The sequence below is a fragment of the Phyllobacterium sp. 628 genome, from assembly GCF_014189505.1.
Lineage (GTDB): Bacteria > Pseudomonadota > Alphaproteobacteria > Rhizobiales > Rhizobiaceae > Phyllobacterium.
In genome coordinates this window covers 270,175-293,434 of record NZ_CP050301.1, presented here as the reverse complement: position 1 = coordinate 293,434, position 23,260 = coordinate 270,175, and the positions used below count along the sequence as shown (strand labels likewise).

Annotated in this window: 18 protein-coding genes; 12 read left to right on the top strand and 6 right to left on the bottom strand. The window is 57.1% G+C overall.

All coding sequences use genetic code 11. The features are described from left to right. Window positions 1-83 precede the first annotated feature (83 nt). From HB779_RS02980 to HB779_RS02965, 4 genes are all read left to right on the top strand, one after another. Window positions 84-1,199, top strand: a complete 1,116-nt coding sequence (locus HB779_RS02980; protein WP_188344331.1) for a branched-chain amino acid ABC transporter substrate-binding protein — start codon at window positions 84-86, stop codon at window positions 1,197-1,199. A gap of 183 nt (window positions 1,200-1,382) precedes the next feature. After that, window positions 1,383-4,838: a pyruvate carboxylase gene (pyc, locus tag HB779_RS02975; protein WP_188344330.1), complete on the top strand. Its 3,456-nt coding sequence runs from the start codon at window positions 1,383-1,385 to the stop codon at window positions 4,836-4,838. 382 nt (window positions 4,839-5,220) lie between these two features. Beyond that, window positions 5,221-5,967 carry a DeoR/GlpR family DNA-binding transcription regulator gene (locus HB779_RS02970; protein ID WP_244642448.1) on the top strand — a complete coding sequence of 249 codons (747 nt, stop codon included), beginning with the start codon at window positions 5,221-5,223 and terminating at the stop codon, window positions 5,965-5,967. A gap of 40 nt (window positions 5,968-6,007) precedes the next feature. Next, the gene (locus HB779_RS02965; protein ID WP_188345751.1) at window positions 6,008-7,180 is read left to right on the top strand and encodes an MFS transporter; all 1,173 of its coding nucleotides are present in this window, start codon (window positions 6,008-6,010) and stop codon (window positions 7,178-7,180) included. A gap of 132 nt (window positions 7,181-7,312) precedes the next feature. Here HB779_RS02965 and HB779_RS02960 read toward each other — a convergent pair whose 3' ends face one another. Together HB779_RS02960 and HB779_RS02955 are read right to left on the bottom strand one after the other, a co-directional pair. Beyond that, a complete protein-coding gene (locus tag HB779_RS02960) occupies window positions 7,313-8,431 on the bottom strand; it encodes a patatin-like phospholipase family protein (RefSeq protein WP_188344328.1) in 1,119 nt (372 codons plus the stop codon). After that, window positions 8,431-9,210, bottom strand: a complete 780-nt coding sequence (locus HB779_RS02955) for a 3-hydroxybutyrate dehydrogenase (protein WP_188344327.1) — start codon at window positions 9,208-9,210, stop codon at window positions 8,431-8,433. The genes HB779_RS02960 and HB779_RS02955 overlap by 1 nt, the downstream gene beginning before the upstream one ends. A gap of 254 nt (window positions 9,211-9,464) precedes the next feature. Here HB779_RS02955 and ispG point away from each other — a divergent pair, with 254 nt between their 5' ends. Next, the gene (gene ispG / locus HB779_RS02950) at window positions 9,465-10,721 is read left to right on the top strand and encodes a flavodoxin-dependent (E)-4-hydroxy-3-methylbut-2-enyl-diphosphate synthase (protein ID WP_188344326.1); all 1,257 of its coding nucleotides are present in this window, start codon (window positions 9,465-9,467) and stop codon (window positions 10,719-10,721) included. Window positions 10,722-10,727: 6 nt separating this feature from the next. Here ispG and HB779_RS02945 read toward each other — a convergent pair whose 3' ends face one another. Further along, on the bottom strand, window positions 10,728-11,645 hold the full coding sequence (locus tag HB779_RS02945) for a polyprenyl synthetase family protein (protein WP_371823907.1): 918 nt from the start codon (window positions 11,643-11,645) through the stop codon (window positions 10,728-10,730). 247 nt (window positions 11,646-11,892) lie between these two features. On the opposite strand from HB779_RS02945, the gene mtgA reads away from it, so the two are divergent. The 3 genes from mtgA to HB779_RS02930 all read left to right on the top strand — a co-directional run bounded on the left by mtgA (window position 11,893) and on the right by HB779_RS02930 (window position 13,389). Beyond that, complete coding sequence (mtgA, locus tag HB779_RS02940; RefSeq protein WP_244642537.1) at window positions 11,893-12,552, top strand: monofunctional biosynthetic peptidoglycan transglycosylase; 660 nt, start codon at window positions 11,893-11,895, stop codon at window positions 12,550-12,552. Between the two features lie 168 nt (window positions 12,553-12,720). Beyond that, window positions 12,721-12,903 (top strand): 50S ribosomal protein L32, encoded by a 183-nt coding sequence (gene rpmF / locus HB779_RS02935; RefSeq protein ID WP_188344324.1) that lies wholly within the window; start codon window positions 12,721-12,723, stop codon window positions 12,901-12,903. Window positions 12,904-12,984: 81 nt separating this feature from the next. Beyond that, the gene (locus HB779_RS02930) at window positions 12,985-13,389 is read left to right on the top strand and encodes a hypothetical protein (RefSeq protein WP_188344323.1); all 405 of its coding nucleotides are present in this window, start codon (window positions 12,985-12,987) and stop codon (window positions 13,387-13,389) included. A gap of 55 nt (window positions 13,390-13,444) precedes the next feature. On the opposite strand, the gene HB779_RS02925 is transcribed toward HB779_RS02930, so the two are convergent. Next, window positions 13,445-14,959, bottom strand: coding sequence for an MFS transporter (locus HB779_RS02925; RefSeq protein WP_188344322.1), 1,515 nt, complete (start codon window positions 14,957-14,959; stop codon window positions 13,445-13,447). Window positions 14,960-15,083: 124 nt separating this feature from the next. Here HB779_RS02925 and HB779_RS02920 point away from each other — a divergent pair, with 124 nt between their 5' ends. Continuing rightward, the gene (locus HB779_RS02920; RefSeq protein WP_188344321.1) at window positions 15,084-15,983 is read left to right on the top strand and encodes a LysR family transcriptional regulator; all 900 of its coding nucleotides are present in this window, start codon (window positions 15,084-15,086) and stop codon (window positions 15,981-15,983) included. 48 nt (window positions 15,984-16,031) lie between these two features. On the opposite strand, the gene HB779_RS02915 is transcribed toward HB779_RS02920, so the two are convergent. Next, a complete protein-coding gene (locus HB779_RS02915) occupies window positions 16,032-16,469 on the bottom strand; it encodes a heme-binding protein (protein WP_188344320.1) in 438 nt (145 codons plus the stop codon). A gap of 93 nt (window positions 16,470-16,562) precedes the next feature. After that, entirely contained in the window at window positions 16,563-17,174 is a 612-nt protein-coding gene (phaR, locus tag HB779_RS02910; RefSeq protein ID WP_188344319.1) for a polyhydroxyalkanoate synthesis repressor PhaR, read from the bottom strand. A 270-nt stretch (window positions 17,175-17,444) separates the two neighbouring features. Between phaR and HB779_RS02905 the strand changes: the two genes are divergently transcribed. The 3 genes from HB779_RS02905 to HB779_RS02895 all read left to right on the top strand — a co-directional run bounded on the left by HB779_RS02905 (window position 17,445) and on the right by HB779_RS02895 (window position 23,260). After that, window positions 17,445-18,629, top strand: coding sequence for an acetyl-CoA C-acetyltransferase (locus HB779_RS02905; protein ID WP_188344318.1), 1,185 nt, complete (start codon window positions 17,445-17,447; stop codon window positions 18,627-18,629). Between the two features lie 131 nt (window positions 18,630-18,760). Next, the gene (locus HB779_RS02900) at window positions 18,761-19,486 is read left to right on the top strand and encodes a beta-ketoacyl-ACP reductase (RefSeq protein ID WP_188344317.1); all 726 of its coding nucleotides are present in this window, start codon (window positions 18,761-18,763) and stop codon (window positions 19,484-19,486) included. Window positions 19,487-20,170: 684 nt separating this feature from the next. Next, complete coding sequence (locus HB779_RS02895) at window positions 20,171-23,260, top strand: helicase-related protein (RefSeq protein WP_188344316.1); 3,090 nt, start codon at window positions 20,171-20,173, stop codon at window positions 23,258-23,260.

Genomic DNA, 23,260 nt, shown 5'->3' with positions numbered 1-23,260 from the left:
GTGCTGTGTTCAGTATGGTGCTTGCAACGCGGCAAAGATCGCGAACCTTTTCCAGCCGACTTTCCGATGCAGGGGATCATTTCATGAAACTGTTGTTCGTTCCAAGCGCTGTGCTTGCAATCATACTGTCTATGGGCGGCTATGCCCAGGCAGACCTTCTTATCGGTGTTGGCGCACCGTTGACCGGTCCGAATGCTGCCTTCGGCGCGCAGATGCGCAAGGGCGCCGAAATGGCGTTTGAGGAGATCAACGCGGCGGGCGGCATCAATGGCGAAAAGGTAAAGCTGACATTTGGCGACGATGCGTCTGATCCCAAGCAGGGTGTTTCGGTCGCGAACAAATTTGCAGCGGACGGTGTTAAATTCGTTATTGGTCATTATAATTCCGGCGTCTCCATTCCGGCCTCGGACGTCTATGCCGAAAACGGTATCGTGCAGTTGACGCCAGCCTCGACCAATCCGCAATTCACCGAGCGCGGCCTGTGGAACACATTTCGCGTCTGCGGGCGTGATGACCAGCAGGGAAAAGTTGCAGGCGCCTATATTGCCCAGCACTTCAAGGGTGCCAAGGTTGCCATCGTGCACGACAAGACACCTTATGGCGAAGGGCTGGCGAACGAGACGAAGAAAGCTCTCAACGCGCAGGGGATCACGGAAGTGATGTTCGAAGGCGTGCATGCGGGCGACAAGGATTATTCGGCACTGGTTACCAAGGCGAAGGAAAACGGCATTACCCTGCTCTATTGGGGCGGGCTGCACACGGAAGCCGGGCTGATCATTCGCCAGCTTGCCGATCAGGGACTGAAAGTGCAATTCATGTCGGGCGCAGCCATTGTCTCGAACGAACTTGCGGCGATTGCCGGTGACGCCATTGCCGGTACGCTCAACACATTCGGACCCGATCCACGCAACAACCCGGCCAATAATGAGCTGGTTAAAAAGTTTCGCGCTTCTGGTTTCGAGCCGGAAGCTTTCACGCTCTACACCTACGGGGCGGCGCAAGCGATTGCAGCGGCGGCGACCGCAGCCAAATCGAACGATCCGGAAACCGTGGCCAAAGCCTTGAAAGCGGACGGTCCTTTCAAGACTGTGCTGGGCGATCTGGCATTTGATTCCAAAGGCGATCAGACCTTTCCCGGTTATGTCATGTATGAATGGAAAAAAGCGCCCGATGGCAAATATACCTATTTCCAGCAATAGGATTTAATCAAAAGTTTCGTTGCTGATACAATCCGTGAAATATCCGGTCTTCTACCGGGCATTTTGCTGTTGGACATTTGCGTTTCTTATGGTCAATATGCGTTGTTTGCAGTGCAGCAATCGCGTCGCCCAATAAGGGTTTTACCGCTCATATTGCCTTTTTGAGATTTCGGAGTTTTCGCCTTGCCTATCAAGAAAATCCTTGTCGCCAACCGATCAGAAATCGCTATCCGTGTGTTCCGCGCCGCCAACGAACTTGGCATGAAAACCGTGGCGATATGGGCAGAAGAAGACAAGCTGGCACTGCACCGTTTCAAGGCGGACGAATCCTATCAGGTCGGGCGTGGGCCGCATCTTGCCAAAGATATGGGACCGATCGAAAGCTATCTGTCGATCGAGGAAATTATCCGCGTTGCCAAACTGTCCGGCGCCGATGCGATCCATCCGGGTTACGGGCTTCTGTCGGAAAGTCCGGAATTTGCCGAAGCCTGCGGTGAGGCGGGAATTATCTTTATCGGACCAAAGCCGGAAACCATGCGCCGTCTTGGCAACAAGGTCGCCGCGCGCAATCTCGCCATTGAAATCGGCGTTCCCGTAGTGCCGGCGACAGAGCCGCTGCCGGATAATATGGACGACGTGAAGAAGCTTGCCGAGACGATTGGCTACCCAGTCATGTTGAAGGCGTCATGGGGTGGCGGCGGACGCGGTATGCGGGCGATTTTCTCGCCGGATGATATTGCCCGCGAAGTCACCGAGGGCAAGCGCGAGGCCAAGGCGGCCTTCGGCAAGGATGAAGTCTATCTGGAAAAACTGGTGCAGCGCGCCCGCCACGTCGAAGTGCAGATTCTTGGTGATACACATGGCAACGCTGTACACCTGTTCGAGCGCGATTGTTCGATCCAGCGGCGTAACCAGAAGGTCGTGGAGCGCGCGCCCGCGCCCTATCTCAACGAAGCGCAGCGCAAGGAGATTTCCGATTACGGTTTGAAGATCGCCAAGGAAACCGCGTATATCGGTGCTGGCACCATCGAGTTTCTGATGGACGCCGATACGGATCAGTTCTATTTCATCGAGGTCAATCCACGTATTCAGGTGGAGCACACGGTGACTGAAGAGGTGACCGGCATTGACATCGTCAAGGCACAGATCCGTATTCTGGAAGGGGCGACCATCGGCACGCCGGAATCCGGTGTTCCCGCCCAGAAAGATATCAAGCTGAACGGCCACGCCTTGCAGTGCCGTATCACGACGGAAGATCCTGAGCAGAATTTCATTCCGGATTATGGCCGCATCACCGCCTATCGCGGCGCGACAGGTTTTGGCATTCGTCTCGATGGCGGCACCGCCTATTCCGGTGCCGTGATCACGCGGTTCTATGATCCGCTTCTGGAAAAAATCACAGCCTGGTCGCCTACCCCCGAGGAAACCATTCACCGCATGCATCGCGCGTTGCGCGAATTCCGTATTCGCGGTGTCGCGACAAACCTGACCTTCCTTGAAGCGATCATCACGCATCCGAAGTTCACCGATAATACCTACACCACCAAATTCATTGATACGACGCCGGAACTGTTCGAGCAGGTGAAGCGGCAGGATCGCGCCACCAAGCTTTTGACCTATCTCGCCGACGTGACAGTCAACGGCCATCCCGAAACCAAGGGCCGTGCCACGCCGCCCGAAGAGGCTGCATTGCCGCGCGTGCCCTTCATCGAGACGCCAATCCCTGACGGGACCAAGCAGCTTTTGGACCAGCTTGGCCCGAAGAAATTCGGTGAGTGGATGCGCAACGAAAAGCGTGCTCTCTTTACCGATACGACGATGCGCGATGGCCACCAGTCATTGCTGGCAACGCGCATGCGCACGTTCGATATTGCCCGAGTTGCCGGCACCTATGCCCGCGCCCTGCCGCAATTGTTCTCGCTCGAATGCTGGGGCGGTGCGACCTTCGATGTGGCCATGCGCTTCCTGACGGAAGATCCATGGGAACGGCTGGCGGAAATTCGCGAAGCGGCGCCCAATATTCTGCTGCAGATGCTTTTGCGCGGCGCCAATGGTGTCGGCTACAAGAGCTATCCGGACAATGTGGTCAAGTATTTCGTACAGCAGGCGGCGCGGGGCGGTGTTGATGTGTTCCGTGTTTTCGACAGTCTCAACTGGGTTGAAAACATGCGCGTTACCATGGACGCGGTGCTGGAAGAGGACAAGCTGTGTGAAGCTGCCATCTGCTACACCGGCGACATCCTGAATTCTGCCCGGCCGAAATATGATCTGAAATATTATGTCGATCTGGCACAGCAGGTGGAAAAGGCCGGAGCGCATATCATCTGCGTCAAGGACATGGCCGGACTGCTCAAGCCGGGCGCTGCCAAGGTGCTGTTCAAGGCGCTCCGCGAGGCAACCGACCTGCCATTGCATTTCCACACCCATGATACGTCGGGTATTGCTGCCGCGACCGTGCTTGCGGCGGTGGACGCTGGTGTGGATGTGGTTGATGCTGCCATGGACTCCCTCTCGGGCAATACCTCGCAGCCCTGCCTTGGCTCGATTGTCGAGGCGCTTAAGGGCACGGAGCGTGATCCGGGGCTTGATCCCGAATGGATCCGCCGCATTTCCTTCTATTGGGAAGCGGTGCGCACGCAATATGCCGCCTTCGAGAGCGATCTGAAGGGACCGGCGTCGGAAGTTTACCTGCATGAAATGCCGGGTGGCCAGTTCACCAATCTCAAGGAGCAGGCGCGTTCGCTGGGCCTTGAAACCCGTTGGCACGAGGTGGCGCAGGCCTATGCGGACGTGAACCAGATGTTCGGTGATATCGTCAAGGTAACGCCATCGTCGAAGGTTGTCGGCGATATGGCACTGATGATGGTGAGTCAGGATCTTTCCGTTGCCGATGTGAAGAACCCGGACAAGGATATTTCTTTCCCGGATTCGGTTGTGTCGATGATGCGCGGTGATCTCGGACAGCCGCCGCAAGGCTGGCCCAAGGATATCCAGAAGAAGATCCTCAAGGACGAGAAGCCGTTCACTGAACGTCCGGGTTCGCTGCTGGCGCCCGCCGATCTTATTGTCGAGCGCAAAGACATTGAAGAAAAACTGGAGCGCAAGATCAGCGATCAGGAGTTTGCTTCGTACCTGATGTATCCCAAGGTCTTTACCGATTTTGCTGTCACGCATGGCACATATGGGCCGACCAGCGTGCTGCCGACGCATGTCTATTTCTACGGGCTGGCGCAGGAGGAGGAAGTTTTCCTCACCATCGAACAGGGCAAGACGCTTGTGGTGCGCAATCAGGCAGTGGGCGAGCCCGATGAGAAGGGCATGGTTACAGTGTTCTTCGAAATGAATGGCCAGCCACGCCGCGTGAAAGTGCCGGACCGCACCCGTGCAAGTGGTGCGGGCGTGCGCCGCAAGACCGAACTTGCCAATGACAAGCATGTCGGCGCACCGATGCCGGGTATTGTCTCGACGGTGGGTGTCAGTGCCGGCCAGAAGGTCAATGCTGGTGACGTGCTGTTGTCCATCGAGGCAATGAAGATGGAAACCGCATTGCGCGCGGAACGCGATGGTGTACTTGCCGAAATTCTGGTGCGCGCCGGTGACCAGATCGATGCCAAGGACCTGCTCGCGGTTTACGAGTAGAGGTTGAAGATTGACTGCACCACCTCCGTCATTGATGGAGGTGGCTTGCAACCATTGGCATGAATATTGTGCGTGGTTCGACAAGCTCACCATGAGGGACAGGGATGGGCTGCGTAGTACGTGCAAAGATTGCAGAACTTAACTCCCGCAACCCACCTATTTCCCTCATGGTGAGCTTGTCGAACCACGCACAATATTCATGCCAATGAGCCCTTAAACGCATATTTGCCGATATCGGCAAAATCATGCATTGAAAAATGCCGATATAAGCATTATGGTGCCTGCAGATTAAATTGCTGGCCCAGTGCAGGTGTGCCGATTCCTGCTCATATTGATTGTTGTTCCCATGACCAAAGACCTGTCTCCGGATGAACGAAAGAGCATGATCCTCAAACGGATCAATGAGTCCGGCCGGGTTTTGGCCAATGCCGTGGCGGTGGAATTCGGTGTTTCAGAAGATTCCATCCGCCGGGATTTGAAAGAGCTTTCCGAACTGGGGCTGGTACAGCGTTTCCATGGCGGTGCATCACGTACCAAGCCAAGCCTGCGCAGCTTCAGCCAGCGGGCCAGCGACCAGACCGCCGGAAAAAGGGCGATCGGACTTGCGGCCGCGCAGAGAATTCCCACCAATGCGACGCTGTTTCTCGACTCAAGCACCACGGTTCTGGAGTTTGTCCGGGCCCTGTCGGATGATCTGCAGCTGTGTATCATCACCAGTTCGCCGGATATTGCTTCCGCGGCACTGGATCATCCCTTATGTGAAGTCATCCTTCTCGGCGGCACGCTGAACCGGCTGACTCGCAGTGTCATCGGTCAATCACCCTTGGCCGAAGTACAGTCCATGCATGTGGATTATTGCATTCTCGGTGCCTGTGCCGTCGATGAAAGCCTGATGCTGCGGGCGCAGAATTATGAAGATGCCCGGCTGAAACTGGCCATGAGCCAAGCCTGCAACGAGGTCATTCTCCTCACAACAGCGGAAAAGCTTTTGAAGCAAGGCCCGTTTGCCATCGCCCCCATATCGACCATTTCCACGCTTATCACCGACCAGACAGCGGATCAGGCGATCCTCAACCGGATCCGTGCGGCAGGTGTGGATGTGGTCATTGCCGACCATTCTGGTGAATAAAATGTCTGTCCTGTTCGAAAATCAAGCCGGTGATACAATGATGGATGCCTCTGTCTACCGCAAGAAGGCGGTTTATGGCCGCTGGGCCGTTGCCACTGCATTTTTCTTCAATGGCTTTCTGGTCGGCAGCTGGGCGCCGCAAATCCCGGTTTTCATGACCCGTCTGCATATCAGCGAGTTTACCCTCGGCCTGATGATCCTGGTTTTCGGCCTTGGTGCGCTGGCAGCCATGCCATGGTGCGGCTATCTCATTGGCCGCTACGGTTCACGTGCGGTGGTGCAGGGCTTTGCCATATTCTGCAGCTTCTCATTGCTGCTGGTTGCGCTGGCGCCCAATCTTTATCTGGCAGCCCCGGCGCTCTTCCTGTTTGGCGCCGTCATCGGCGGCATGGATGTGGCAATGAATGCCAATGCGGTTGAGGTGGAGAAGAAGCTGTCGCGCGCCGTGATGTCGTCCTCGCATGGCTTCTGGAGCCTTGGCGGTTTTGCCGGCGGCGCGCTGGGCGGCTTGCTGATCGAAGCGCAGGGCCATCTGATGCACGCGGCTGTCGTCACGGGGATCGCAGTGGTTCTTGGCCTTGTTGCGTTCCGCTATATGATCACCGAAGACGCGCCTGTTGTGCATGAGAAGAAGCAGAAACTGGCTTTCCCGACCGATCCACTGATCTACCTGATCGGTATCATGGCGCTGTTTTCCATGGTGCCGGAGGGTTCGGTTCTCGATTGGGCGGCCTTGTATCTCAAGCAGGAGCGCGGCGCGGATATTGCCACCGCAGGCTTCGCCTTTGCCGCCTTCTCCGGTACCATGTCGGTTATGCGATTTCTCGGCGATGGCGTGCGCAACCGGTTTGGCGCGGTCAAAACCCTGCGGGTTTCTGCTTTGATCGGTGCGTCCGGCATGCTGGTCGCCAGCCTCGCCCCGACGCCGTGGATCGCCATTCTCGCCTTTGCGTTTTCGGGGCTCGGCATTGCCAATATGGTGCCAATTGCTTTCTCGGCGGCGGGCAACCAGAAGGGAACATCCTCGGGCGTCGCGCTCAGTCTCGTTACGCTGATGGGCTATTCCGGCATTCTCGTTGCGCCTTCAGCCATCGGCTTCGTTGGCGGGCGAACAGGATTTGGCCCGGTCTATCTGGTGCTTGCCGGCCTGCTCGTCGTGGTTTTCCTGATGGCTAATCTCGCATCAAGCGCCGACCGCAACGAGAACACCTGAGCCAGCGGTTGCTTTCAACCTCATGGCCAATAAGCCCGGTTATATTCGTGGTCCAGTCGAGATCGTCAAGAACTAAGTCGGCTATCGATCTCGCGATGTGACAACGGGCGAGCCTTGCGCCCGCCCGTTTTTTCAGGCCCGGCGTGCCCCGACACCCGGCTTCTTGCGATGGATAAGAAAGTCCGTAACGCGTCTGCCGGTCTTCTTGGTTCTTTCACCAAAGTTCATTTCCGGCGCCAGCTCGCCTGATAGATCCAGCGTGGCGTGTTCGCCGATGGCATCGAAATGTTCTTCCAGCCAGTCGTCGGCTGCCGCCTGACCCAAATCTCGCAGATATTCGAGGAAGGCCCATTCGGCATTGATCTTGGACGAGGCGGAAAGCCCTGCCAAAGCAACGTCCGCATCAATGCGATGCATGCGGATATGCTTGTATTCGGTGTGCTCGATCCGGCCGGAATCCAGCAGTGAATTGACGAAGGCAATCGAGCGGAATTCCCGAAGCAATGCGGCGTTGAAGGTGATCTCATCGATCCGGTCGGTGATTTCGCGGGCAGTCTTGGGTGCGCCGCGCCGCTCAATCGGATTGATCTGGATCAGCAGTACATCCTTGCTGATTGTCGAATAAAAGAACGGATAAAGCGCCGGATTGCCGCCATACCCGCCATCCCAATAGGGCTCGCCCTCAATTTCGACCGCCTGAAAAATATAGGGCAGGCACGCGGACGCCATGACGACATCTGCATTGAGTTCGGACTGCGAGAAGACACGCAGACGTCCGCTCTCGACATTGGTGGCCGAGATGAACAGTTTGAGATCAGAGCAGGCCTTTACGCGGTCGAAATCGATTTCCCTGTCCACCACATCCCGCAAGGGGTTGAGATTGAGCGGATTGATTTCATAGGGTGAGAACATCCGCGACATCTGCTCGAAGAAATTGTAACCGATGCCGTTTTCCACCGACCAGTTGCCGAAAAAACGGTCCCATGGCGTGCGCTGCACCGGGCTGAACTGCCCGCTGCGCGCCACGGCCCGCCAGAACTCCTGCAGCTTTTCGCGGGCGCCTTCGCGGCCGTTGCGGCTCCAGCCATCGGCCAGAGCAACGGCGTTCATGGCGCCGGCACTGGTGCCGGAAATGCCTTCAATGGTCAGCCGCCCGTCCTCAAGGATGCGGTCCAGCACGCCCCAGGTGAACGCGCCGTGGGAACCGCCGCCCTGAAGCGCGATGTTGATGACCTTGGGTTTGTGGTTCATCACTGAGCCGTCCAGCCGCCATCGACAGAAATGGACGTTCCGGTGATCTGCGCGGCAGCATCGCTGGCGAGGAAGACAACCGTTGCGCCGATCTGGTCAACCGTGGCGAATTCCTTCGTCGCTTGCCTGTCGAGCATGACTTCGCGAATGACCGTTTCGCGGTCCATGTTGTGTGCCTTCATCTGATCCGGGATCTGCGCCTCCACCAGGGGCGTCAGCACATAGCCTGGGCAGATGGCGTTGCTGGTGATGTGCTTTTCCGCCACTTCCAGTGCCACGGTTTTGGTCAGACCGAGAACGCCGTGCTTGGCGGCAACATAGGCGGATTTAAACGGCGATGCGCGCAGGCCATGGGCGGAGGCGATATTGATGATGCGGCCCCATCCGGCTTTTTTCATATAGGGAAGCGCTGCGGCAGTGGTGTGGAACGCCGAGGTGAGATTAATGGCGATGATCGCATCCCATTTTTCCGTCGGGAATTCGTCAACCGGCGCGACGAACTGGATGCCGGCATTGTTGACCAGCACATCGACGCTGCCGAACGTGGCTGCAGCCTGATCGATCAGTGCGCGGCATTCATCGCCCTTCGACATGTCGGCCTTGATATAGGCGCAGCCGGTGCCATGCTTGGCGGCGATTTCCTTGGCAAGGTTGTGATCCTCCGGCCGGTCGGTGAAGGAGTTGATCACCACATTGTAGCCCGCCGCTGCAAGGGCGTGAGCGGAACCCAGTCCAATGCCGGAGTTGGAACCTGTAACGACTGCGGTCTTCTTAGCCATGAGTTACTTCCTTTGGATTAGGGTCTGGACCCTATTAACCGTGTTGAAGGCGAGGGGAATATATTGCATTGCAGCAAAATTACCAGCTTTGGAACGTGAACACTTCGTCATGTGCTTCACTCTGCCGTGATCGAAATGCGCATTTGCTTTGAATTTGCCCTATTCATTTGTTTTGAATTTGCCGTGTTAATGTCACATGGTGTTGACACAGAGCATGCGCTGCGCCACGTGAAGGGAATATCTGGAGCTCGACGATGTCTGACTATTATTCGCAACCTTTTGCCCGCCGTCCGTCTGTTGGCGTCGATGTGGGTGGTGTCATGGTTGGCGGAGGCGCGCCCGTCGTTGTGCAGTCGATGACCAATACGGATACTGCCGATATTGACGGGACCGTTGCACAGGTTGCGGCGCTGTCGCGCGCCGGGTCGCAGATCGTGCGTATCACGGTTGATCGCGACGAGTCGGCAGCTGCCGTCCCGAAAATTCGTGAACGGCTGGACAGACTGGGATTGAACGTGCCGCTGGTCGGCGATTTCCATTATATCGGACACAAACTGCTGGCCGATCATCCGGCCTGCGCTGAAGCTCTGGCGAAATACCGCATCAATCCCGGCAATGTGGGCTTCAAGGACAAGAAGGACGCGCAATTCGGTGCGATCATCGAAATGGCGATCCGCTATGACAAGCCGGTACGCATTGGCGTCAATTGGGGTTCGCTCGATCAGGAATTGCTGACGGCGCTGATGGATCAGAACCATGCGGCTGGTGCGCCATTGACGGCTGAGCAAGTCACCCGCGAAGCCATTGTCCAGTCGGCGCTGATTTCCTCGCAGTTGGCGGAAGAAATCGGCCTGCCGCGCTCGAAAATCATCCTTTCCGCGAAGGTCAGTCAGGTGCAGGACCTGATTGCCGTCTATGCAGAACTGGCACGGCGCTGCGACCATGCGTTGCATCTGGGCCTGACTGAGGCCGGTATGGGCTCCAAGGGCATTGTTGCCTCATCGGCAGCGCTCGGCATTCTTCTGCAACAGGGAATTGGCGATACGATCCGTATTTCACTGACGCCGGAGCCGAATGGCGACCGAACCCGCGAAGTACAAGTGGCGCAGGAATTGCTGCAGACCATGGGGTTCCGCCAGTTTATCCCGATCGTTGCGGCTTGCCCCGGTTGCGGGCGCACCACATCAACGGTGTTTCAGGAGTTGGCGCAGTCGATCCAGACCGATATTCGCGACAATATGCCAATCTGGCGGGAGAAATATCCCGGTGTTGAAGCGCTGAACGTCGCGGTGATGGGCTGCATCGTCAATGGACCGGGCGAGTCGAAAATGGCCGATATCGGCATTTCACTGCCGGGTACCGGCGAAACCCCGACAGCGCCGGTTTTTGTTGATGGCAAGAAAGTTGCGACCTTGCGCGGTGCCGGTATCGCCCAGGAATTCCAGAAAATGGTTGCCGATTACATCGAGAACCGTTTTGGCCAGGGCGTGGACTCACACGCGGCGGAATAGACTGTTTTAGCTTTGCCTTTCGGCGATAAACCGTGCGGCTTCCTTAAGCAGTGATGCCTGTGGGCCAAAGGGTGCGAGCAGGTCTTCCGCTTGCGCAACCAATCCGCTCAGCTGCTGCCTTGTCCAGTCAATGCCGTGCATCGAGACCAGTGTGGCCTTGCCTGCTGCTGCGTCTTTGCCGGTTGCCTTGCCCATATGGCTGGCATCGGCGGTGACATCCAGTAAATCATCAGCCAGCTGGAAGGCGAGACCGATGGCCGAGCCATATTCGGCCAACCGTTCGCGGTCTTCGGGGTTGGCATTGCCGATAATCGCTCCGGCTTCGCAGGCAAAACGGATCAGGGCGCCGGTTTTCATGGCTTGCAGGCGGATAATACCTGCCTCATCTGGTTTGACCTTCTCGGCTTCCAGATCAAGGGCCTGTCCGCCGGTCATCCCGCCGACACCGGCAGCGCGGGCAAGGGCGGTGATCAGCGCGACCTTGGCCATGGCATCCAGTTCCGTTGCCTCCGAGGCGATCAATTCGAATGCATAGGTCAACAGACTGTCGCCAGCGAGAATGGCAGCGGCCTCGTCGAACTTACGGTGAACGGTGGGCTGACCACGCCGCAAATCGTCATTGTCCATGGCTGGCAGATCATCGTGGACCAGCGAATAGCTGTGAATGCATTCGAGCGCTGCGGCCACACGCAACGCTGCCAGACTGTCAGCCCCGAACAAAGCTGCGCTTTCCATGACAAGGAAAGGCCGCAGACGCTTGCCGCCATTGAGAACACCGTGGCGCATCGCGGCCATCAGGCGCGTCGGGCGGCTGATCTCACCACTATGCGGTTGATCAGAAAGCAGATCAGTCAGCAGCAGCTCGACCGAAGCGGCGCGCTGCTGCAAGGTCATCTGGAACAGGGAGGAGCCTTGGTCTGTCATCATGGAACTGGCAATGAACGAAAAAATCACCTTGGGTCAATGGCTAGATGTGAATAGCGGGCGATTTTGCATCTCTGTGGTTGCGGATACACAGAAGTACACGGAAACGGTTCCATTTGCGTGGCCGTTGCTCTATGTCCATGATGGGCTTTCAATGCAGGCGGTGGGTGTGACACGGGTTCTGGTCAGAAACAGAAAAGGCGGAGGGTATCTGGTTGATCCAGGCGGCTCGTTTTTGGGCCGGGCCATGCGCTATCTCATTCTTATCGGCATTGTCCTGATCATGCTGCCCATCATTCTGCTCAGCCTCTACCGTCTGCCTTTTGTGCATCCGGTTTCCACATTGATGGTGAAGGACCTCGTGACATTCTCCGGCTATGACCGGCGCTGGGTGTCGCTGGATGAGGTTTCGCCGGTGCTGGTGCATTCAGTTATGATGTCGGAAGATGCACGCTTCTGCTTCCATTCGGGTGTCGATTGGGATGCGATGAATTCGGTTGTTTCGGATGCCATGGATGGAGAGCAAACGCGCGGCGCATCGACGATTACGATGCAGACAGCGAAGAACCTGTTTCTATGGAACAGCCGCTCCTTTATCCGCAAGGGACTGGAAATGCCGCTGGCCTTTCTGTCAGAACTGATTCTGTCAAAACGCCGAGTGATGGAAATCTACCTTAACATAGCCGAGTGGGGACCGGGCATTTATGGCATCGAGGCGGCTGCTCAACACCATTTCAAAGTGAGCGCCTCAAGGCTTTCGCCGCGACAGGCCGCCTTTCTGGCGGTCACATTGCCCAATCCGATTGTGCGCAATCCGGCCAAACCGGGACGCGGTTTGCAGACACTGGCGCGGCTCAACGAGCGCCGTGCACGCGGGGCGGGTGCCTATATCGGTTGTGTGAAATAGACCTGATTCCGGTATTCCCGGCAGTTGCGACAAAAATATATGTGACTCATGCTGGTCAAAAGCTCTCAAGACGTGTATAGCCCCAGCCGAACTTTCCGGAATTTTGTCCATTGTGACAGGCTCGATCGGGCCACTGCCGGATTTTGACTGATTACTGGAGCAGGAACAATGGCTGTACCTAAAAGAAAAACTTCTCCGTCGAAGCGCGGCATGCGCCGCTCCGCCGATGCGTTGAAGGCCCCGACTTACGTCGAAGACAAGAATTCAGGCGAACTGCGCCGTCCACACCATGTCGATCTGAAGACCGGCATGTATCGTGGCCGTCAGGTTCTGACCGTCAAAGAAGGCTAATCCCTTCCTGGATTTCGTGATAAAGAGGACCGGCCTTGTGCCGGTCTTTTTTGTTTCGCTGCCGAGGAGGAGACTAACGCCGTGATTTCCAACATTCCATTGATGATCGTACCGCTGGTTGTGTTCAATCTGGTGATTGCCGGGTTGACGGGAATTGGTGGTGCTGACCCGTGGGCGGCCGAGCTCTACTCTATGCAGATGCTGTCAGGCGGGGTCTGGCGCATGACGCTGGGCGATCTGATGATCGTGCTGTCGCTGGCGCTGCTGTTCTTCGAGATCATGAAATCGACCCGAACCAGCAATGCCTCGGTGGTTGACCATCTGTTGTCGACCTTCGTCTTTGTGGCGTTTCTGGTGGAGTTTCTGCTGGTACCCAGTGCCTCGCATTCGCTGTTCTTCATTCTGATGGCAATGGCATTTTTCGATATTCTGGCCGGGTTTACCGTCTCGCTGCGTTCCGCAGGGCGCGACGTCAATTTCCGCTAGAAACGAAAAATCCCGGCAGAGGCGAACCTTTGCCGGGATTTTCTTTTGCCTGGAATCAGGCGGTAACGACGGACTTGTCCGGCATGCGCATGACCACAAAGATGGCAAGCGCTGTAACAACAGTGATCTCCGACAGAATTTCCAAGAGATGCCCAAAGGCATTGCCGTAAGCTTGCAGAATCACATCGCGGCCGACCGGACCGAGCTGCGTCATGGCTGAAGCTAGATTGCCTGTGGCAACCTCCTGCGCGGCCTGCGTGACGCCGGAACCGATTGGCAGGACAGCGCTGAGTTTCCAGCCAAGGAGCGCTGTCAGCAAAGCGCTGACAATGGCAAGGGCAATGCCTTCACCGGCAATGCGCGTGGTGCTGAAAATACCTGTGGCCATGCCTGCGCGTTCCTTCGGCACGACGCTGACGGCCAGACCGTCCATCAATCCCCACGGCAGGCTGATGCCGAAACCGATCAGGAACAGCGCGGGAAGTGTCAGTTCAACCGGCTGGCCGGGCATGCAGCGGCTGAGCCAGTACAGGCCGACGGCGGATATAAGCAGTCCGGCGCTGCACAGCACTGCGGCAGAGAACCAGCGGGTGAGCAATGCTGCAAGGAAAGGCACAATCAGCAACGGGCCCGACAGGGCGATCATCATCTGGCCGGTCTGTACCTCGCTGAAGCCTTCGACGCCGATATAACGGATGGGCAGGAGAATCAGCAACACCACGAAAGAATAGGCCGGTGCTGCGGCGAGAAGCTGGACGCCGACAAAGCGCGGATAGCGGAAGAGTGTCAGGTCCAGCATGGGGCGGGCAACGCGGCGTTCAATCGCCGTGAAGAGGCTGAAGATCAGCACGGAGCCAACCAGCATGCTGATAACAAGCGGATGGGTCCAGCCGGCTTGCGGCGCTTGCAGGATGCCACATGTGAGCAAGGTAAGCGCTACGGTGAAGCTGATCGCGCCGGGCCAGTCGATGCCGCTAGCATCCGGATCACGGGATTCGCTCATACATACGGCACCGAAGCAGAATGCGGTGAATGTTATCGGCACGACGAAGAGGATGGCAGCCTGCCAGCCGAAATGACTGATCAGAACGCCCGATAGGATCGGTCCGAAGGAAAGGCCGACCCCAAAGGTGATGCCGATCAGACTGAAGGCCCTTGTGCGGGCCTGGCCATCGAATTCCTGGGCAAGAGCCGCCATGCCACCGGAAAAGGCCAGTGCGCTGGATAGGCCCTGCGCGGCCCGGAGGATATCGAACCAGAACAGATTGGAGACGAGAGACAGCGCCAGCGAGAATACGGCAAAGAGTGCAAGGCCTGTCAGGAAGATACGCTTGCGACCGTAATTATCCGCAAGAGCACCGGCGGCCATGAGGCTGCTGCCGAAAGCCAGCATGAAGGCATTGGTGACCCAGTTGAGCTCAACCGGGGTGCCGCCAAGTGCGCGGGCGATGGCGGGAAGGGCTACAGCCGGACCGGTAAAGCTGATCGGCATGGCCAGTGCTGCCAAGCAGACGGCGGCCAAAATCATCAGCTTTTCCGCAGCGCTGTGCGGACGTGGAGAAGCAGTCATTTTTCACCTGCAATATCAAAATGTGGGAGGGAATGAACACTATTCATGATACAGAGGCTCTAATTGTTGGGAATAAGGGCGATTGTCCCGACATAGCGGACATTATTTCTCGAATGGACGAAGCATGGATAATCTCAACGGGCTGTTTGCCTTTGTCCGGGCTGCTGAAACATTAAGCTTTGCGGCGGCTGGGCGTTCGTTTGGCGTCTCTGCTTCGGCTGTGGGCAAAACAATTGCGCGGCTGGAACAACGGCTGGATGTGCGGCTGTTCCAGCGCAGCACGCGGCGCATCAGCCTGACGGCGGAAGGCGAGCTGTTTTACGAACGGTGCCGCCGTATCATCGACGATCTGGATGACGCGGAATCAATGCTGTCCCAGACCAAGGAAACGCCGCGCGGGCGTTTGCGGGTTAGTCTGCCGACCATCGGCTATCGTTTTCTGCTGCCATACCTGCCGGAGTTCGAACGGCTTTACCCCGATATCGAGCTTGATCTCGATTTCAACGATCAGATGGTCAATGTCATTGAAGAAGGCTTTGATGCGGTTATCCGCAGTGGAGACTTGCCCGATTCCACGTTGATGGCGCGGCGGCTCGGGCCGTTCCGGCAGGTGCTTGTGGCATCCTCGGCCTATCTCAAGCGCAAAGGCACACCCAATAATATACGCGATCTGCAGCAACATGCATGCCTGCGTTACCGCTTTCCGACCAGTGGCAAACTGCAGGACTGGGTGTTGGCGGGGACCGCGATGGGCGCTGACCCGCGGCTGCCCTCGGTGCTGACATGCAACAATATGGAAGCCCTGTTCGGCGCAACAATGAGAGGCCTCGGGATTGCCTATATGCCGGACTTCCTGGTGGCCGATGCGGTAAAGTCAGGGGAACTGCAGACCTTGCTGGATGAATGTCTGGTTCAGACCGGCCAGTTCTGGGTGTTGTGGCCATCCAACCGGCACCTGTCGCCGAAACTGCGGGTGTTTGTGGATTTTATCGTGCCCAGGTTGTTTATCGGGCCGAGTTTATAAGCAGGTATTCCCGGACCAGCCGGGAATACCATTGGCTTTTAAAGTTGATCAGCTCTGACCGCCATCCGCGACGAAGCCAGCGGCTTCGATGCCCGCGATGGCAGCGATCTCGTCATTGTCGGATGTATCGCCGGTAACGCCGACAGCGCCAAGGATTTCACCTTTTGCATTCTTGATCAGAACGCCACCGGCAACCGGGATGACCCGGCCGCCGGACGCGGCAACCAGACCTTCAACGAAATGCGGACGGTCCTTGGCAAACTTCTCGACGGTGCGCGAGCCGGTACCGATGGTCAGACCGCCAAATGCCTTGCCGAAGGCGATTTCAAAACGCAGCATGGACGCGCCATCCTGCTTCTGGAACGCCTTGAGGTGGCCGCCCGCATCGAGGACTGCAACGGAAAGCGGGCGCATGCCTGCATCGGTGCCCTTGGCGAGAGCGGCTTTGATAATCGTGTTGGCTTTGGAAAGTGTGAGTAGGGGCATGATATCCTCTTTGGGGCTTGTGTGGATTTTAGAATAGAAAAGCCTATCCGCGCGAATGCCGGATGCTTGAGCCTTGGCTGAAACTGGCTTGGATTATTTGTCGAGAGAGTCCAGCTTGCGCTGCATGGCTGCGATTTGCTCTTTCAGCTCATCCAGCCCGGTATCCTTTTTAGCGGTTTCGGCAGCGGGTGCTTCAGCCGCCTCGGCTGCTCCGGCTGTCTTGTTGAGCGGGAAGGGCGTGAACATGCGCATGGCATGCTGCAGCATTTCCGTGTTGCGGCGCACCTGTTCCTCGACAAGCTTCATCGGCGAATTGATGTTCATCATGTCGATGGGCGATTTGCCGAACGCCGTGGACAGCTGCTCGCGCATACGCTCCTGTTCCTTGACGAAGGCGCTCATCGACTGCTCTAGGAATGTCGGCAGCACCACCTGCATCTGGTCGCCATAATAGGCAATGAGTTGGCGCAGGAACGGGATTGGCAGCATGGTCTGGCCGTCCTTGTTTTCCAGCTCGAAAATGATCTGGGTCAGGACGGAGTGGGTGATATCTTCGCCGGTCTTGGCATCCTGTACGGTGAAATCCTCATTCCGCTTTACCATTTCGGCCAGGTCTTCCAGCGTCACATAGGTGCTTGTGCCGGTATTATAGAGACGCCGGTTGGCATATTTTTTAATGACGATGTCACCGGTTTTTGCTGCCATCTGAAAACTCCCCACCTCTTAATTACCAGACTCGAAAGGCGTGAATTAGCCTGCCTGCTTCCTGATAGACCTGTGAAGATAGGGGCAAAGCGACACAATTCAAAGTGATTTGTGCAGCGCATCCAGTGCGCAGATTATTCTGTTCCCCTCGTAGCGCTGACGATAAATTTGCGTTCGTGGCAAATGCCCCTTGTCAAACCGTCGCAGGGAGGGAATTCTGTTCAGGAAGCGTGCTGACGAAATCAGCAAACAAAATTTGAGGAGACGTCTATGACCCAATCCATCGTTATCGCCAGTGCGGCACGGACCGCTGTCGGTTCGTTCAACGGCGCCTTTGCCAATGTTCCGGCACACGAGCTTGGCGCGGCTGTGATCAAGGAAGTCCTGAGCCGTGCCGGAGTTGATGGAGCCGATGTCGATGAAGTGATCATGGGTCAGGTGCTGAGTGCAGGCGAGGGTCAGAACCCGGCGCGTCAGGCCGCCATGGAAGCCGGCATTCCCCAGGAAGCCACTGCCTGGGGTCTCAACCAGCTCTGTGGTTCCGGCCTGCGCGCGGTAGCGCTGGGCATGCAGCAAATCGCAACCGGCGATGCGGATATCATTGTTGCAGGTGGTCAGGAATCCATGTCGATGGCGCCGCATTGCGCACATCTGCGCGGCGGCGTGAAAATGGGCGACTTCAAGATGGTCGATACCATGATCAAGGATGGTCTGACCGACGCGTTCAACGGCTATCACATGGGCAATACCGCTGAAAACATTGCCCGCAAGTGGCAGTTTACCCGCGATGATCAGGACAAATTTGCGCTCGGTTCGCAGAACAAGGCGGAAGCCGCGCAGAAGGCGGGAAAATTCAAGGACGAAATCGTTCCTTTCACCATCAAGACCCGCAAGGGCGATGTGATCGTTGCTGACGATGAATATATCCGTCACGGCGCAACGCTGGATTCCCTTGCCAAACTGAAGCCGGCCTTCGACAAGGAAGGCACAGTCACCGCAGGCAATGCATCGGGTCTGAATGACGGTGCAGCCGCCGTTGTTCTAATGAGCGAAGACGAAGCCAAGCGCCGCAATGTCAAGCCGCTGGCTCGCATCGTGTCATGGGCAACCGCCGGTGTTGATCCGGCAATCATGGGTACGGGTCCTATTCCTGCATCGCGCAAGGCATTGGAAAAAGCCGGATGGAAGGTGGAGGACCTCGATCTGGTGGAAGCCAATGAAGCGTTTGCGGCGCAGGCGCTTTCGGTCAACAAGGATCTCGGGCTCAATCCTGACATCGTCAACGTCAATGGCGGTGCCATTGCCATCGGACATCCGATCGGTGCGTCGGGCGCCCGCGTGCTCAACACGCTGCTGTTCGAACTGAAGCGCCGTAACGGTACCAAGGGTCTTGCCACGCTGTGCATCGGTGGCGGCATGGGCATTGCGCTCTGCGTCGAGCGCATCAAGGATTAGTCCTGTAAAACAGGGCGCCGGTTCAGTTTTATTGAGCCGGCGTTCCGGCGGCACTAAATTTCACAGGTGCTGCCACGTCTCTTTTTCAACAAACCTTACTTTGAATCCAACATGCATTAGGGAGGGGAAATATGACCAAAACGGCAATCGTTACGGGTGGAACACGTGGTATTGGCGCAGCCATCTCCGTGGCTCTGAAAGCGGCAGGTTACAAGGTCGCGGCAAATTATGCCGGCAATGATGATGCGGCAAAAAAATTCACGGAAAAAACCGGCATTGCTACCTACAAATGGGACGTTTCCAATTATGAGGAATGCACCGCCGGTATTGCTAAAGTTGAAGCAGATCTTGGGCCTGTTGCAGTGCTGGTCAACAATGCGGGTATCACCCGCGATGCCATGTTCCATAAGATGACTCCGGGTCAGTGGGGTGAGGTGGTCAATACCAACCTCACCGGTTTGTTCAATATGACCCATCCGGTATGGACCGGTATGCGTGACCGCAAATTCGGCCGTGTGATCAATATATCCTCAATCAACGGGCAGAAGGGTCAGGCCGGGCAGGCCAATTATTCCGCCGCCAAGGCGGGTGATATCGGCTTTACCAAGGCGCTTGCCCAGGAAGGTGCCCGTGCGGGCATTACCGTCAATGCCATCTGCCCCGGTTATATCGGGACGGAAATGGTTCGGGCCATTGATGAGAAGGTTCTCAACGAACGTATCATTCCGCAGATTCCGGTCGGCCGTTTGGGTGAGCCGGAAGAAGTGGCACGCTGCGTTGTGTTTCTCGCCTCCGACGATGCCGGTTTCATCACCGGATCGACTCTATCGGCCAATGGCGGACAGTATTTCAGCTGATCCGAGCCCTATTCAGCGGCGACGCGGTTCCAGAAATGGACCGCGGCGTCCGCTTTTATGGCCTGCTGATTCCCGTGATTTTTGGCCAAAAGTTAACAGCCCCGCCTGAATCTTGTCCTATTCTGATACCCCGTTCCGGACGATTGGTGCGACTCGTGTGTTCTTCGCACAAGATGTAGCGGTGAACAAAACGGGAAAGCACATAAAGCGCTGATTCGTCGCTGATTCGTTCTGCCTTTGATCGGAGTGTTAACGAAAACGGTGGTTGGAGCGCTTTACTGCTTAACTAAGTGTAAGGAAATATTACGATTTTCTTAAAGTGACGTGAGGTGGTGACCCGTCGCTTGACTCCTCAAACGCCGGAAATGGCAAAGGTTAACGCCGGGACGAAGATTCGAATGAATCCTTTCATCGCTGATTCAGCATGTAGTGCGACTCAGGCAGCAGAAAGCTAGATATGGCCGTGAACAAAGCAGGAATCTGGTCCTATAGCTGATTCGTCGCTGATTCGTTCTGCTCGCGTTCTATTTCTTAATGGAACACTCCGTGAATCCATGCATGATTGTTTATCTTGAGGTCGCCGCATACTTTCTGTCTGATACCGATAATGCTATCGGATCATGCATGCCCGGCATGCCTTGCTGGTTTTGGTAAGGCCGTCGTGCCGGTGTTGGATTTTATTTGATGAATGTTATGCCCACTCCCGAACTTCCTCTGATCTTGAGCGGCCGTGATGTCACGGCTGTGCTGGGGCCGACGAATACGGGCAAGACCCACCTCGCCATCGAGCGGATGCTTGCGCACCAGAGCGGCATGATCGGCTTGCCGCTGCGTCTGCTGGCACGGGAGGTGTATAACCGTGTGGTCGCGCGGGCAGGGCTGGCCAATGTTTCGCTGATTACCGGCGAGGAAAAGATCATGCCCCCCGGCGCGCGCTACGCGGTGTGCACAGTCGAGGCAATGCCGCGCCAGACCGACATGGATTTTGTCGCCATTGACGAAGCGCAGCTCGCCAATGATCTGGAACGCGGCCATATCTTCACCGACCGCATCCTGCATCTGCGGGGACGTCAGGAAACCCTGCTGCTTGGCGCCGCCACCATGCGCGGCATTCTCGAAAAGCTGCTGCGCGGCATTTCCGTTGTCACCCGGCCGCGCCTGTCAAACCTCACCTATGCGGGTTCCAAGAAGATCACGCGCCTGCCGCCACGCACGGCCATCGTCGCCTTCGCGGCTGAAGAGGTCTATTCCATAGCCGAACTGATCCGCCGTCAGAATGGTGGTGCTGCTGTGGTCATGGGCGCATTGAGCCCCCGCACCCGCAATGCACAGGTTGAACTTTATCAGTCGGGCGATGTGGATTATCTGGTGGCAACCGATGCTATCGGCATGGGCCTTAATCTTGATGTCGATCATGTGGCCTTTGCCCAGGACCGGAAATTTGACGGCTATCAGTTCCGCGACCTGTCGCCCGGCGAAATCGGCCAGATTGCCGGCCGCGCGGGGCGGCATTTGCGCGACGGAACGTTTGGCGTCACCGGGCAGATTTCCGGTTTCTCCGAGGAACTGGTGCAGCGGGTGGAATCGCATGCTTTCGATCCGGTCAAAATCCTGCAATGGCGCACGGCGCGATTTGATTTTGCCAGCATCGATGCCCTGAAGCGCTCGATTGACACGCCAGCACCGGTTGAAGGTCTGACACGGGCGCTGCCTGCGGTTGATCAGCAGGCGCTCGACTCCTTGTCAAAGGATCCGGACGTTGCGCGGTTGGTGACGACGCCGGAGCGTGTGGCACTTTTATGGGATGCATGTGCCCTGCCGGACTATCGAAAGATTGCGCCGGCGCAACATGCGGATATTATCGCGTCGATTTATTCCGACCTTGTCAAACATGGTCATGTTGACGAAACCTATATGGGTGAACAGGTCCAGCGGGCCGACACGACAGACGGCGATATTGATGCCTTGTCGCGACGGATCGCCCAGATCAGAACCTGGACTTTTGTGTCTCATCGGCCCGGTTGGCTGGCAGATCAGGCACATTGGCAAGAAAAGACGCGTGAAATTGAGGACAGATTATCCGATGCACTGCATGAACGGTTGACGAAACGCTTCGTAGGCCGCAGGACAAGCGTGCTTATGAGGCGCCTGAGAGAGAATACAATGCTAGAAGCCGAAATTAGCCCTGCCGGGGACGTCGTCGTCGAAGGGCACCATGTTGGACGTTTGGATGGATTCCGTTTTACCACGGACAGCCAGATTGATGGAACCGATGCCAAAGCCGTAAAGGCCGCCGCGCAAAAAGCCTTGGCGACGGAGTTCGAAAATCGCGCCGAGCGTTTTTCCGCTTCGGCGAATGGCGACTTTGCACTCGCATCGGACGGAACGTTGCGCTGGATCGGCGCGACGATCGCCTCTGTCGTTTCGGGTGAACAACCCCTGAAGCCCCGTGCGGTGCTTCTGGCCGACGAACAATTGACCGGTCCGGCACGCGACAAGGTCGCGGCCCGTGTCGACCGTTTCTTAGCCCATCACGTCGATACGGTTCTGAAGCCGCTGGTCGATCTTGCCAATGCCGACGCGCTGGTGGGGATCACCCGCGGACTGGCATTCCAGCTGGTCGAAAACTTCGGTGTGCTGCAGCGGCGGGATGTAGCCGAGGACGTGCGCGGTCTCGATCAGGATTCGCGCGCTGCCCTGCGCCGTCTGGGCGTGCGTTTCGGCGCCTATCACGTCTTCCTGCCCGCATTGCTCAAACCCGCGCCTGCGGGGCTGTTGACCCTGCTGTGGGCTCTTAAGGAAGATGCCAAGGACCGTCCGGGTTATGGCGATGTGGTTCAGGTGCTTTCGGCAGGACGTACATCGGTTGTTACTGACGCAACGTTCGATCCGGCCTTCTATCGCCTTGGCGGTTACCGATTGCTCGGACGCCGCGCAGTGCGCATCGACATTCTCGAGCGTCTGGCCGACCTTATTCGTCCGGCACTGGCATGGAAGCCAGGGACCGGTACACGGCCTGATGGCGCTTATGATGGCACACGGTTCGTTGTCACACCGGCAATGATGTCCATTCTCGGCGCAACCGCCGACGATATGGAAGAGATCCTGAAGAACCTAGGCTATCGTTCGGAAGCCACAGATGTGGCTGTTGTGACAGCAAAGGTTGCGGAACTCGATGCCGCCGCACAGGCTCCTGCACCAGAGGCTGTTGAAGCTGTAGCAGCCGAAACGGTTGAGGCGGCACCCGAAGCCACTGAAACCGAAGCTGCGGCAGAGCCGGTTGCTGAAACCGCTGTCGAGCCAGCCACCGAGGCTGTGGAAGTGGTTGCTGCGCCTGTGGTTGAAGAGGTTTCCGAACCCGTGGTTGAGACGCCAGCAGCGCCCGCTGCAGCCGAAGAAGCACCCAAGCCGGTTCTTCTCTGGCGTCAGGCTCCGCGTTTTGAAGGGCGTAACAACAATCGCCGTCCGGAACGCCGTGACAACCAGCGCGCACCACAGGCCAACAATGGCAATAGTGAGGGTGAAGCCCGCCGCCCGCGTCCGGAAGGCCGTCCTGATCGCAATGCAGGCCAGCAGAACGAGCGGGGCGAGCGCAAGGATTTCCGTGGCAAGGGCAAGCCGGGGGGTAATGACCGGTTCAAGCAGGATGGCGGCAAGCCATCAGGCAACAAGCCCGAGCACAAGCGGCCGGAACGCGAAGAACGCCCGGTCAAGATCGACATGGACTCTCCCTTCGCCAAATTGCTGGCGCTCAAGGAGCAAATGAAAAAGTAG